The following is a 12,676-nucleotide window of genomic DNA, read 5'->3' as shown; positions in this document are numbered from 1 at the left end:
GATATACTAAAAGAGCATATATGATGAAGCACGAATGGAGAAAAAAAGAAAAAGGAGTGTATATACCCAAAAATACTCCCGAGATCATTGAGATTCCTCAATACAATTTTCTTACTGTCGAGGGAGAGGGCAATCCTAATAGTGAATTTTTTTCAGAATTTATTGGTGTATTATATGCGGTTTCATACGCGATAAAAATGGGATTAAAAAAAGGAACTGCACCTGAAGGATATTTTGATTATACCGTTTATCCGCTAGAAGGGGTTTGGGATATTAACGAAGAAGCAAAGAAAACATACAATGGTAGTATCAACAAAGATGATCTGGTTTTTAAATTAATGATCAGGCAACCCGACTTTGTTGATGATGAATTAGCGAAACGTATGATTGATCAAACCAGGAAAAAGAAACCTCATGTGTTATTAGAAAAAGTAAAATTCGAGAAAATAACAGAAGGCAAGTGTATCCAGATGATGCACCTGGGGAGTTACGACAACGAACCCGAAAGTTTTAAGGTGATGGAAGAATTTGCCAATAAAGAACATCTCTACAGACTGTCTAAAGTGCATAGAGAAATTTACCTGTCAGATTTTAGAAAAGTACCCGCCGAAAAACTAAAAACAGTTTTACGATTTAAGGTAGTTTCTAAATAGTTTAGAACAACATATTAAACTGATCTCTCTTTTATCATAGGTATACCCAAATAGTACTACTTAGAAGTTAGTTTGGAAGCCGTCTTTAATTCAATCGTAATTAGTGCAATTAGAATAAGAATTTCTATTAAAATATATCCCCAACCAAAAACAGTTATTTTTTGCAGATGCTGCAACGCTATACCTATTGAAATAAAGCAATAGATAAGATTCATTAATGCAATAGCTGTTAAGAAGTACCTCTGGTTTTTCTTAACGCTTAGATAGCAATAAAAGTCATAGATCGCAAAAATACAAGGCAAAAAAGCAAGAATGTAAAGTGCTGTTGCGGGAATCCCGAAAATGTTTTCGAGTTTTACTAAAACAACTCCTAATAAAAAGGCAGAAAGTAGTGCTCCTAAACCATCGATTAGAAAAAGTCGTTTAGGATGCAGGGTCATTTTATCGATAATCTGTTGAAAAACCATAGTTTTCTTGTTGCGTTTAGATTAGGTGCCAATGTATAAGGTATAGCCTATTTATACAAGTATACAAAGAAATACTATATAGAATAAAATCTACTGAACAATTATCAATAACTGTTGCCATGATGCTATTACACTTGTTAGGTTTTCTATTGTCCTTTTGCAAATAAAGAAATAGTTTAGGTTAATGGCGTGTTTGTTTTCGATTAAAATATCGTCTTAGTACATAATTTCTTAAGATACTTAAAAGAGTTAAGTAAATAGTTAAGATGATATTTTTGCCAGAATTGTTTTCTATACCCAATACTGGAAATATAATATGTAAAGAAACCATAGTGATACAAAAACCTATACTTACATTAACTAAACTTTCTATAAAGGATTGTTTTTTAGTTTGCATTATGTAATAGTTGAATTTTTGAAGATGTGTTGTATTTATCTATTTCGATAATCCTGTAACCAAAAACAGTAGTATTGATTTCTATAGTATTTAGAGTTTTTTCTACCTGATAAGAAACAGCAGGAGTAATGTGTTGTGTAATATTTTTGTGAAGTATAGTACTCTCCATATGATAGTGCCCACAAAAAATTGTAATCTTATTAGGGCTATTCTCTAATAGAGAGATTACATTCGCTCTGTTTTTAAGTTTTCCAATTTCATCAACTTTCAAATTAAGACCAATAATGGGATGGTGTACAAAAATGATAATTGAGGTTGCCGAAATAAGTTCTTTTTCAAGCCAAAGCAATTGTTTGTCATCAATTACACCTTCAGAGGAATCTAAGTATATGAATTTGTGATATTCTGTTATAGTACTGCTATATAATTTTTCTGAATCGTAATCTGCACCTTTGTTATAATATTTCAAAATTTCAGAAAATGTATCGTGATTCCCCAGGGTTATTGATAAAGCCTTGGTATTGAGTTGTTCGAAGAAATATGAGATGCCTTTGTTTTCGCCAATATCTCCTGTACAGACAACCCTGGTAATCTTTTTATCTTTTATATCCTTTACAATACTGTCGAATTGTTTTCTTGCGAGCACTCCATTTTTTAGTGGGTATGCTTCATCTAAATGCAAATCGGTGATATGTGCTATTTTTTCATACATACGTTTTTGTTTTAATAGGAACAAAAATAGATATGCGTTGTACGAAGGATTTATAAAATCTTGCAGATTTTATAATTTTTTCCGGTATTGAGTAGGAGTAAAGCCTGTATGCTTCTTAAATAGGTTAGAGAAGTAAGATGTGTTATCAAAGCCACATTCGATTGCAATTTCAAAAATAGAATCTTTAGAATACCGCAATCTATGCTTTGCTTTTGCCAAGCGAATAGCAGTTAGATATGCTAATGGTGTAGTACCGTTAATTTCGGTAAATAATCGGTGCAAATAATATTTACTGATACCAATATCTCTACTCATACTATCTAGCGAAATGTCTTCACTACTATTATCATTTATATATTCTTTAGTTATCGAAATTAATTTAAACAGTTCTTTTTTTGTATTGTATTTCACTATTTTTAATGTCGCAAACCCCGTATCAATATTAGCCTGTTCTTGTACAATTGCCTCAGAGATACGAATGAATAGATTGTCCATTTGTTGATTAAAATCAAATTGGTTATGCTCATAGAGATTAGTGATTTTATCCAATAAAAACCCTACTTCATTATTTGATTTTTTTTGGGTCACTTCAAGAAATTCAAGTTGCGATGTATCACTTGAGTGATATTTGTATATTTCGCTAATTAGTTTGGGGGATAAGAAGAAAGATAATCCTTTTGTTCCCTTTTTTGCTTCGGTAGTAATGCAGCTATTATTATTTATAATTAGATATTGATTTTTTGTAATCTTAATATCTTGATTGTCGAAATTATAGTATTTAGTTCCCTCGATAACATATTTTAAAGAATATGTAGAGGTATATGATATAGAAATATCATCATGATGCTTAGCGTATAATATCTTATTTTCTAATTGATTCGAAAATGTTGGAGTAGCGGTTATTTCTTCAAGTTTTACCATAAAATAAAATCAATTATATGTCAAAAGAGTAGTGAACTTGATTAAAGTTATTACTCTTGGGCTAAGCACCAAAATATGTATTCACTATAAATACTGTTACTGGGTGTTTTTTATTTTAAAATTTTACTCATTACTTTATCATATCGTGTATCCATACAAACACTAATATCTGTTGTCATAAATTTTCCGTTATAAAAAAGACTAAAAATAGTTGCCGGACTTGGGGCTGACTGAGCCTGTTTCATGGTTTCTAATTTAATTATTTTTAATGGAATATTTCTATTTTTTGCAGTTTCGATCAGAGAGTTTTTTGCATGAAACTCTGCAAAAGGGCAACGGTTAGAATAATAAACTACGATTCCATTTTTTTCAGAACATTCTCCGCTTTTTACAGATTCATTAAATTTTGGTAATTCGGCGTTTGGGCTTATTTTTTTGGCTAAAAGACTAAATCCACTCGAAATTCTTTCAACCTCCTCAAACCCTTGTTTTAGAAACCATTTTGTGTCACTCATAAAATGAAATTTCTTAGTTCCGACAACGGTTACTAATCCATCTTTTCCTTGACTTTTTGCGTCATCAATTGCTGTTTTTAACAGTGCTTTTCCGTATCCATTCTTTTTGAATTTTCCAGATACCCAAAAACAATTAATATTAAGATAATTAGATGCTTTAATTGGGATCCAGGATTTTTCTGCAGGACCATATTCTATAAATACTTTTGCTCTTTGATTAATTCGCCTAAATACATATCCGTTATTAAATTCCTTTGTCAACCAATCTTTTTTGGCCTGATAACTATCAGAACATTTCTTATCAGATATTGCACAGCAAATATGTTCTGCCGATATGTTTTCTGTATTTAAGTCGATTAACTGTTCCATTTTTGCTTTTTTTCTTAATAAAGCCTAATCTAAATATATGTATCTAAGTAAGAAAATCATAGCCGAATCAATTGACTATTCGGTATTTATTTTAATTAGAGTGGGCTGATTTAAATTTACCAAAAGTTAATGCGACCAGTAGTATTCCTATCCCAATACCTGTAAATGCACCTTTAGCCAGATCAGGTAATGCTATATAATGCGAAAATATTTGCCCAAGCACAATTACCAACAAACCCATTGATAATAGCATTAATGATTTTTTTTTAGTCATACTACTCACTTTTATTGTTTTTTATAATTAGTATTTCGATTCTATTATTTGTTACAGTTTCTATTTTTTTGGTTTGTAAACGACCAAAAAAATAGAAACTGTGTTAGTGTTGCCAAAAGAATCGAGAAACAAGAAAAGGGAATATTACCATCCATTTTCAGGCCCTCCTCCCGAGGATTGGCCATTAGATAAATGTATTCTTCTTTCCTTAGTAACGGTTTGACCATTTTTGTATGCTCTAACATAAACGGTTACCAAACCACTGGTAGTTGGTGACATTAATATAGAGCTAGAATCAGAGTTATCTACCTGGGATCGTTTTAATGAGCCATTAGGGTAGTCAATTCCCCAAACCCATCTGTCTACAGGAATATTACTAGACACCCAAAATTTGTGATACAAGTAACCTCCAATATGTGCATAATCAATATCAAGGCTTATAGATGATAATGTTAAATTTATGGTTGGGATACATTCATTAACAGATAAAACTGTTGGGTTCGTAGATGTATTATTACCATTGTAAGATATACCTGATACCTGATAGAGTTCTACGCTTCCGCTATTCATTAAGCCTACGATATCTACATTCTGGTTGGTATTAACAATTCCAGACATTCCGCGCCAACTATCTTTAATCACCCAACGAGAATCACTTGTCCAACCTATAATTGTAAAAGCATGGTATGATAACCCAGCGGCTGGTATGTTATAGTTTCTAAATTTTTTAGCATCATGAACTCCATTTTGGATACCTGATACTTTTACGACTATGGGACCATTGTTTAAGATCTTCGTTTTAATATCATTAACAGAGTTAATGTCGCTTGTACTTAATTGAGTAGCATTACCTACTGTGACATAATTACCTAAAGCACCTCCATCATCAACAGCCCAAACGGGTGGAGAAAAGTTGGTATCTAGAAATATCCTATATGATCTTTGACCGTTTGCATGATTTATGTAAGCTAATACACTACCTCTAGGGATACTACACCCGTTTATGTCAGGATTATTTACAGGGCATGTTTGGGGAGCAAAGGCATTAATTTCTCCCCCAGCTACTGCTAATGGAATTTTAAAACTTGAATTTAAAATAGGAAGATAATTAGGGGCATTCCATACTTTATAATCAAGATATGCATCAGAAAGTGAAAACAGACTAGAACCGTATACACTGTTCTCGATACCATACATTGTTTCTATAGCAGCATTAAAAGCAAAGGATAAACATGGTCCTTGATCGATTTGAGCTCTTGCAGATGTAACAAAATCTCGATTACCACCTGTTGTTGGGGCATTATTCCATGAGAAATCGCATGGAATAGTTTGAGAAAATAACTGTGTTGAAAGTAGTAAGAGTAATAAGAGTAATGATTTTTTCATGATGGTGTGGTTTTAAAATTGAGTACTATTTACCTATACATAATTTATATATAGAATAGCATATAAAAGATGCTGGTTTTTCGATTCAATAAAGAACCGAATTTTTAATGTCTCTAAAATACTAAATTTTACTAGCATAGTTCTAATTATCAGATTGATATACAATCTAATTGAAAATCAGCTATTTAATATCTTTGGTGAGACTATACTGAGTCTGCCAAAGGGTTCAGTTTTACATACAAGAGGAAAGAAAATAAAAACTTTTGGGTGCTAGTGGTTAAGTTGTACCATATTCAAAATTGATCGATTGCTTACCATTTATCTAGTTGATATAATTCGACCATTTGCTTTTTCATATATTTTTCTGGTGTATATTTTAGGATGAAATTTCTAATGATTTCACCAAATCGATTTGTTATTGCAATTTTTGATGTAATTCTGGATTGTTTAACTAATTTTTCGACTTTTGATTTTCGATAGGCATAAAAATCATCATAAGCAGTTTCTAGGGTATTCGATTCTTTAATAAAGTGTGCTATATAAAAAGCATCTTCGATGGCTTGAGCACCACCTTGCCCTAAATCGGGAGTCATACTATGTGCTGCATCTCCGATAAGACAAATATTTTGAGAGTTCCATTTTTGTAGTAACTCTAAATCCGAAAGGTCACCTCTAATGATGTTGTCGATCGATGTATTTTTAATCAAGTCATTAACCAGGGGATGGTATCCCGAAAACATATTCGTTAATTTATTTTTTAGATTTTCTTTATCATCTTTCAAATTAGGTTCGCTTAATTTTACGGCAAACCAATATACTTTTCCTTCAGATATTTTAGATATTCCGAATTGAAACTTTTGCCCCCATAATGTAAAACCAACCGATTCTAGTTCGCTACCTAAGTTATAATCCGAAATCCCTCTCCAGCAGGTTTGCCCGGTATACCTTATTTTACTGTTAGGGAATAATTGCTTTCTTACACAAGAATGAATACCATCTGCACCAATAATAGATTTGGTTTGAATTGAAGTCCCGTCTGTAAAATTAACTTTTAGTGATTTGTCGCTATTTTGGACATATTCTTTGAAGGTTTTATCCAGTACTATATTTTCCTGCTTTATGTATTTGTATAAAATTTGTTGTAGTTTTCCTCTATGGATTGCCATTGTGGTGTATCCAAATTTTTCCCGAACAAACTTCTGATCAGAATCAGATATTGGTTTTAATTTGTGATTGGCTACTAAAATTCGGTTGAAACTATTCCCAGAATCCTGAATTTCTTTTAATAACTCGGGATTAATCCATTCTAATACTTGTAGTGCATTTGGTGATAGCCATATTCCTGCTCCCACTACTTTTAAACATGCTGCTCTTTCGTATAATGTATAAGGGATATTCAACTTATCAAAGGATAATGCGGTTACAAACCCTCCTATTCCCCCTCCAATAATTGCTATAGTATTAACCATTATTTTGTATTACTAGTAAAGGATTACGTATTCTCTTTTTTAACCCGAATCCTACAATAGACTTTTTAATGCAGAATCCGGGTTTAGCTTACCAACTCTTATTTTGATATGCATATATTTTACCTTAGATGCATACAAAGATCAGTTCAAATTATCAATTATCATTTGATATAGATCAAATTTTACTCGATAATCGAGATTTAAATGCTCCGAGGCTTGCCTCGAAATCTAAATCATTTTTCAATCCAATGCCTCATGGGCTTGCCATGAGGTAGTTTACTATTAAACTTATCTTGAGTAGTAGTATTAAGCTGAAAAGTTTGGCTTTTATACGATAATAAAGTTAATTTTTTTCAGCATAGCCAATATTCTGGTGATCTCAAAATTTGTCCTTTATACACCATTTTTTTGATTCAGATAGTTTTATAAAATGTGTTTTAATGGTTGCGTGGTGTATATGTATCCAGAACGAGATATATACAGTAAGTAAATGGTTACTCTAGTGCATTCTACCTTTAAATTTATGTTTTTCTCTACTAGGGATATACATAAATTTTCCCTTCTTGTCTATATAACGACTGGTTATAGAATTTTTCAATACCACTCTAGCCACACCATTAACAAAACTCTCTGCTTCTTGAAACTGAGGTTCAATCACAATTTCTCCTTTTAGATTCATATATCCATACTTATTTGAAGATAGGTTATCATCTTTTACTTGAAACGAAATCATCCCTTCAGAAACCTCACCTAAGGCTATATTTTTTTTGACTTTAAAAACAATCTCTCCTTTTGTATTAATGAACCCAGTTTCTGTTTTAGTAAAAAATCGTGCTACTCCTTCATTAAAATTATCAATAGCTTCAAATCTATCATCAGGTTTAATTACGATTTCTCCTTTTTTATTTACGAAACCGTGACCTTTCTTTCCTTTTTGATTAAACATAGCAAGCCCATCACTAAAATTATACCCGATATAATAACTATCAATCTCAAGTACTATCTCTCCTTTGGTGTTTATGAATTTTGTTTTACTTTCGGTATCTCTTACAGCAGCTAACCCTTCTTTAAATTTAGTGGCAGAATAATATTTTGGCTCAATTGCTATTTCTCCTAATTTGTTTATATAGCCATAATTACTATTTATTTTTACTAAGGCTAAGCCATTATAAAAATCTCCCACATTTTCATATTTGGGTGCTATCGCAATCTCACCATTTTTATCTACAAAACCATAAGTAGAGCCATATCCGCTACCGAATTTTTCTATTCTTCCCATTCCATCCTTAAATGGGTAGCACATATCAAAATATTGGTTAAGCAGTTGTCCATCTTTTTTTACATAGGTATGTTTTCCTTCATTAGTAGTAACTTTTGCAAAACCATCTTTAAAATCACCTGCTTTTCTAAAAATAGGTTTAATCACAATATCTCCTTGCTCATTGATGTAACCAAATTTGCGCTTCACTCGTACACAAGCTAAGTTTTCTGAATATTTTTTTGCAAGTTCATATTGTGGTTTTAAAATAGAATCACCTTTATGATTTATATAGCCATAAAGTCCATTATTCATCTTAACCGGTAAAAAGGTTTCACTTTTTTTATTTTGCGAATTACAACTTGTTATAAATAGTAGGGTAACCGAAATTAGTAAAGTAATTTTTTTCATTTTTTGAATTAAGTAGGATGGCCTCTTTTCTTATATAAGTAGCTAAATTAGTAAATCTTTAAGTTTTAATCATTAACAGGATTAAGAGAGCCCAACACCTTGCTTATGCATGGCGTTGGGCTACTCGATGGGATAACTGGTTTTTTTAGTCTAACTCGTTTTCCTTTCTTTTTGCTATAGGCAGTTTTTTTAGCTTAACTATTACTACAATAAACATTAGTAAGCAATAATAAATAAAAATATCACCTATAAGAGAATATACAGTCGTAGTTCCTTTTGTAGGTAGTTGCGTTATGAGAACCTTACTATTAGCTGTAAAATGATCCATTTCGCTAAGGGTTTCCCCGGTATAATTAAAACCAGCTGATAATCCAAAACTTGTTTGACGCACCAGGTTAAATCCTTGTTCTAAAGCTCTAAATTTTGCCATGTTTGTATGAATAGGGTCAATGCCTTTCCAGTCATTACTTGGTACCAACATAATATCCGTTCCTTTGGCTTGTTTTAGATATTGGGGGAAATCCATATCAAAACAAATAGCCGATCCAATTATTCCATAAGGTGTTTTTAATTTTTGAATGGTAGAACCTTTGATATTACTCATAGCAGCTTCACCACCAGGAACAGGAATCACTTTCCAATAATCGATAGTCTTTTTACCTTTTGGGTCAAATAAAACAAATTTGTTTTCTAAAGGTTTATCGTTAGTAGGATCGATAACGGCAACCGCTGCACCAAGATATATTTCATTTTCCTTAGCTACTAAACTAGCTGACTCATATAATTTGTTTTCATCTTCTTTTAAAACAAGAGCATTTCCCTCTGCCCAAAACACTATTTTTGCTCCCGCCTTGGCTTCTTGTATACTTCTCTCTATTAAGTTCTGATTTAGATCGAGAGCCTGTTTTTTAAATTTTTCTTTACCACCTTCTAAATTAAGACCATAAAAATTGTTATCGTAGATTCGTAAGTTATCTATGGCAGAAATAGATGCTATTCTGATGGTCTTGGCATTAGATTTTTGAAATAGCAAACGATAACTACCATATCCTAAGGTTAGTCCAATAGTCGCACTATATATCAAAATCCCTTTTTTAACTTTTACCCATTGCAACTCCTGGATGAGTATCCAATTGATGATAGAAGCAAACCAACCTATCAAAAAAGTAATATATCCCATTCCGAAAACAGAAACCGACTGTAATAAAACGTTTTGTGATTGTTGTGTATAGGCTATGTGTCCCCAACTCCCATAGGGTAGAAATTGACTACTTATATACTCAATAAGCACTAATGCTGTCGGAAAGATTAATGTATGTAAAAATGTGTTCCGGTTTTTTGAAAAAAATGAATCTATAAGATATGGTATTGCGGCTATCAATCCGTAAGGAGCCATTATAAGGGCATACATGAGAAAAGGAAACGGTAGAATTTCGGAATTCTGAAATAGAGTTGCAATTACCAGCAGTACACACGCTAACAAAAATCCTTTAATAACAGAGAGCTGTCGAACTGCATAAAGTAACATGGTGATTGAAATCCAGGGAGCAAAAAACATGGTGTACCCGCCATTAGAAATAAGGAGTATTACTAATAGTAGTACTAAAAATGTTAATTTGCCGAGTGTGTTGTTTACTGTTTTCATATGTTTTTATGGTATTGATTATAGGAAACAAAAGTAAATTGAATCACTCGCTAACCCCAGTGTTTTTGGGGTTTAGGTATAAAGCTATCGTTTTTAGGTACGAAAAAAATAACGATAATTGACACTGTTATAAAACAGTTGATTTTAGGTACAGAAAATTATAAGGATAATAACTGTTTCTTATAACTTTTAGAAACGGGAAGCTCTATTTCGGTTAGGTATATGGTATTTTGATCCTTCCAGGATTTAAAATGAAAAGGATTAATGAGATGTGAACGGTGTACCTGAAACATAAAATCCAAATCTTCTTGTAGCGCTTTTAACGAAGACCGAATTAGCTTAGAATGCAATACATTGTTTTTTAGATAAAAAATCTCGACATAATTCTGAGCATTAGAAATACAAATTAATTCTGATTTTTTAATTTTTAAGATGTCTAACTTATTCTCTCCTTTAATCGTTACTATATCTTCTTTTATAGGTATTAATTTGATTAAGTACCTTCTGGCTATAATAACAACAGGAAGCGCTACTAATGCGACTCTTAGAGTGATGATAGTATTGAATTCAAAAAAAGTATAATTTCCATTTAATAACGGACTTTTATAAAAAATAAATGTTCCTATAGTATAGAGTACCTGATAAAAAACAATAGCTCCTATTTCATAACTCAAAGACCATTTCTTTGTTTTATCATAAATATATTTTTGAACAACACTTAAGCATCCATATACCAAAAATGCGATGAAGTTAAATCCTACACTTATTCTAATCCAACCCGTTAAACCTATGCTTCCATCATCAAATGGTCTTACAAAAAACGCAAAAGCAAAACCCCAAAGACCAATAAATATTCCTACTAATAAGTGATGTTTAATTGATGGGTTTAGTGTATTCATCTCAATTTTTTGCTTGTTACCAACATGTAGTAAACTCAGTCTTAGCCTTGTTGATTAAACTGTGTTTGTGTAGCGATCGCCAGAGCAAACTGTTTGATCAATAGAGTTTACGAAGTGTTATGTTTAGTTTATTTGTCCAAAGCTAAGAAATTTTATTTTCCATCCACAGCGAAAAACAAACGGTGTTATAAAAACAGGTCGGGGATAAGAGCGTAACCCCATATCGACAAGGGGGTACCCCCTTGTTAATATGGTGTCGAATGTATCAAAAGGTAGTTCGAGCTGATATTTTAACGCTTCGAAGGGTGATGATGACCTTTCGAAGGGATACAATGAGGGTTCGAGCAGATATGATATGGCCTAGAGGGCTTGGCAGGAGGGGTAAAAGTGATCTTTTTTGGGGTTCGATGCCATAAAGGGAGTCTTCGAAGGACTTCGGTAACGTTTCGAAAGGTGTCTTTAAGAGGTAGAAGCATGTCGATATGGAGTCGAATGTATCAAAAGGTAGTTCGAGCTGATATTTTAATGCTTCGAGCCGATACATTAACGCTTCGAAGCTATACATTAATCCTTCGAAGTGATAGATTACGGACTAAAAGCGATACTTTAAGGATTTTTTGCGATACATTGATGGGTAGCGATCCTAAAAAAGGTAGCTCGAACTACCTTTTTAACGCTTCGAAGTATCTCGGTACCCCTTCGAACTACCCTATAAGGTACTTAGAGCTATAATTTTAATACAAAGAAGTACCTTGTTGATCCTTACAAGCATCTCGATAAGGCTTCGAGTTATGTTTTTGTATATAAAATGCTATAAACGATGGTGCGGATTTTTGTAATCCGTGCTATTAAAACAAAAAAGCAGTCATAGTATAAGTGACTGTTTTGATATTTCCTTATGTTTCGCGGATTACAAATCCGCGCTATCGGGTTCGAGCTGATATTTTAATGCTTCGAGCCGATACATTAACGCTTCGAAGTGATAGATTACAGACTAAAAGCGATACTTTAAGGGTTTTTTGCGATACATTGATGGATAGCGATCCTAAAAAAGATAGCTCGAACTACCTTTTTAACGCTTCGAAGTATCTCGGCACCCCTTCGAACTACCCTATAAGGTACTTAGAGCTATAATTTTAATACAAAGAAATACCTTGTTGATCCTTACAAGCATCTCGGTAAGGCTTCGGGTTATGTTTCTGTATATAAAATGCTATTAAAACAAAAAAGCGGTCATAGTATAAGTGACTGTTTTGATATTTCCTTATGTTTCGCGGATTACAAATCCGCGCTATCGGGT

Annotated in this window: 12 protein-coding genes; 1 reads left to right on the top strand and 11 read right to left on the bottom strand. The window is 32.5% G+C overall.

Annotated elements, in window-relative coordinates:
* The first annotated feature begins 20 nt into the window (after nt 1-20).
* A complete protein-coding gene (locus ATO12_RS10230) occupies nt 21-653 on the top strand; it encodes a GyrI-like domain-containing protein (RefSeq protein WP_034241627.1) in 633 nt (210 codons plus the stop codon).
* 56 nt (nt 654-709) lie between these two features.
* Here the strand turns inward: ATO12_RS10230 and ATO12_RS10225 are convergent, their stop codons facing one another.
* The 11 genes from ATO12_RS10225 to ATO12_RS10180 all read right to left on the bottom strand — a co-directional run bounded on the left by ATO12_RS10225 (nt 710) and on the right by ATO12_RS10180 (nt 11,376).
* Nucleotides 710-1,120, bottom strand: a complete 411-nt coding sequence (locus ATO12_RS10225; RefSeq protein WP_034241625.1) for a hypothetical protein — start codon at nt 1,118-1,120, stop codon at nt 710-712.
* Between the two features lie 181 nt (nt 1,121-1,301).
* Entirely contained in the window at nt 1,302-1,517 is a 216-nt protein-coding gene (locus ATO12_RS26695; protein ID WP_449371650.1) for a DUF7220 family protein, read from the bottom strand.
* Nucleotides 1,507-2,229 carry a metallophosphoesterase family protein gene (locus ATO12_RS10220; protein WP_034241623.1) on the bottom strand — a complete coding sequence of 241 codons (723 nt, stop codon included), beginning with the start codon at nt 2,227-2,229 and terminating at the stop codon, nt 1,507-1,509. The genes ATO12_RS26695 and ATO12_RS10220 overlap by 11 nt, the downstream gene beginning before the upstream one ends.
* A 69-nt stretch (nt 2,230-2,298) precedes the next feature.
* Entirely contained in the window at nt 2,299-3,150 is an 852-nt protein-coding gene (locus ATO12_RS24780) for a helix-turn-helix domain-containing protein (RefSeq protein WP_051575731.1), read from the bottom strand.
* 110 nt (nt 3,151-3,260) lie between these two features.
* A complete protein-coding gene (locus ATO12_RS10210) occupies nt 3,261-4,034 on the bottom strand; it encodes an N-acetyltransferase (RefSeq protein WP_034241620.1) in 774 nt (257 codons plus the stop codon).
* A 91-nt stretch (nt 4,035-4,125) separates the two neighbouring features.
* Nucleotides 4,126-4,287 (bottom strand): hypothetical protein, encoded by a 162-nt coding sequence (locus ATO12_RS26040; protein WP_165583363.1) that lies wholly within the window; start codon nt 4,285-4,287, stop codon nt 4,126-4,128.
* A 165-nt stretch (nt 4,288-4,452) separates the two neighbouring features.
* Nucleotides 4,453-5,694, bottom strand: coding sequence for a C1 family peptidase (locus ATO12_RS10200; RefSeq protein WP_034241616.1), 1,242 nt, complete (start codon nt 5,692-5,694; stop codon nt 4,453-4,455).
* A 311-nt stretch (nt 5,695-6,005) separates the two neighbouring features.
* On the bottom strand, nt 6,006-7,163 hold the full coding sequence (locus ATO12_RS10195; RefSeq protein WP_034241614.1) for an FAD-dependent monooxygenase: 1,158 nt from the start codon (nt 7,161-7,163) through the stop codon (nt 6,006-6,008).
* A gap of 499 nt (nt 7,164-7,662) precedes the next feature.
* Nucleotides 7,663-8,832, bottom strand: coding sequence for a WG repeat-containing protein (locus ATO12_RS10190; protein ID WP_034241612.1), 1,170 nt, complete (start codon nt 8,830-8,832; stop codon nt 7,663-7,665).
* 145 nt (nt 8,833-8,977) lie between these two features.
* Nucleotides 8,978-10,477 (bottom strand): nitrilase-related carbon-nitrogen hydrolase, encoded by a 1,500-nt coding sequence (locus ATO12_RS10185; RefSeq protein WP_034241611.1) that lies wholly within the window; start codon nt 10,475-10,477, stop codon nt 8,978-8,980.
* Between the two features lie 158 nt (nt 10,478-10,635).
* Nucleotides 10,636-11,376: a LytTR family DNA-binding domain-containing protein gene (locus ATO12_RS10180; protein WP_034241610.1), complete on the bottom strand. Its 741-nt coding sequence runs from the start codon at nt 11,374-11,376 to the stop codon at nt 10,636-10,638.
* Nucleotides 11,377-12,676 lie beyond the last annotated feature (1,300 nt).

Source organism: Aquimarina atlantica (assembly GCF_000626715.1).
Classification (GTDB): Bacteria; Bacteroidota; Bacteroidia; order Flavobacteriales; family Flavobacteriaceae; genus Aquimarina; species Aquimarina atlantica.
Note: the sequence above shows the minus strand (reverse complement) of the source record. Positions and strands in the feature narration are given on the sequence as shown.

Excerpts from the sequence above, each read along its gene's own strand:
- ATO12_RS26695 (WP_449371650.1), bottom strand. The coding sequence starts at position 1,517 with ATGCAAACTAAAAAACAATCCTTTATAGAAAGTTTAGTTAATGTAAGT.
- ATO12_RS10220 (WP_034241623.1), bottom strand. The coding sequence starts at position 2,229 with ATGTATGAAAAAATAGCACATATCACCGATTTGCATTTAGATGAAGCA.
- ATO12_RS10200 (WP_034241616.1), bottom strand. The coding sequence starts at position 5,694 with ATGAAAAAATCATTACTCTTATTACTCTTACTACTTTCAACACAGTTA.
- ATO12_RS10190 (WP_034241612.1), bottom strand. The coding sequence starts at position 8,832 with ATGAAAAAAATTACTTTACTAATTTCGGTTACCCTACTATTTATAACA.
- ATO12_RS24780 (WP_051575731.1), bottom strand. The coding sequence starts at position 3,150 with ATGGTAAAACTTGAAGAAATAACCGCTACTCCAACATTTTCGAATCAA.
- ATO12_RS26040 (WP_165583363.1), bottom strand. The coding sequence starts at position 4,287 with ATGCTATTATCAATGGGTTTGTTGGTAATTGTGCTTGGGCAAATATTT.
- ATO12_RS10195 (WP_034241614.1), bottom strand. The coding sequence starts at position 7,163 with ATGGTTAATACTATAGCAATTATTGGAGGGGGAATAGGAGGGTTTGTA.
- ATO12_RS10180 (WP_034241610.1), bottom strand. The coding sequence starts at position 11,376 with ATGAATACACTAAACCCATCAATTAAACATCACTTATTAGTAGGAATA.
- ATO12_RS10225 (WP_034241625.1), bottom strand. The coding sequence starts at position 1,120 with ATGGTTTTTCAACAGATTATCGATAAAATGACCCTGCATCCTAAACGA.
- ATO12_RS10210 (WP_034241620.1), bottom strand. The coding sequence starts at position 4,034 with ATGGAACAGTTAATCGACTTAAATACAGAAAACATATCGGCAGAACAT.
- ATO12_RS10185 (WP_034241611.1), bottom strand. The coding sequence starts at position 10,477 with ATGAAAACAGTAAACAACACACTCGGCAAATTAACATTTTTAGTACTA.
- ATO12_RS10230 (WP_034241627.1), top strand. The coding sequence starts at position 21 with ATGATGAAGCACGAATGGAGAAAAAAAGAAAAAGGAGTGTATATACCC.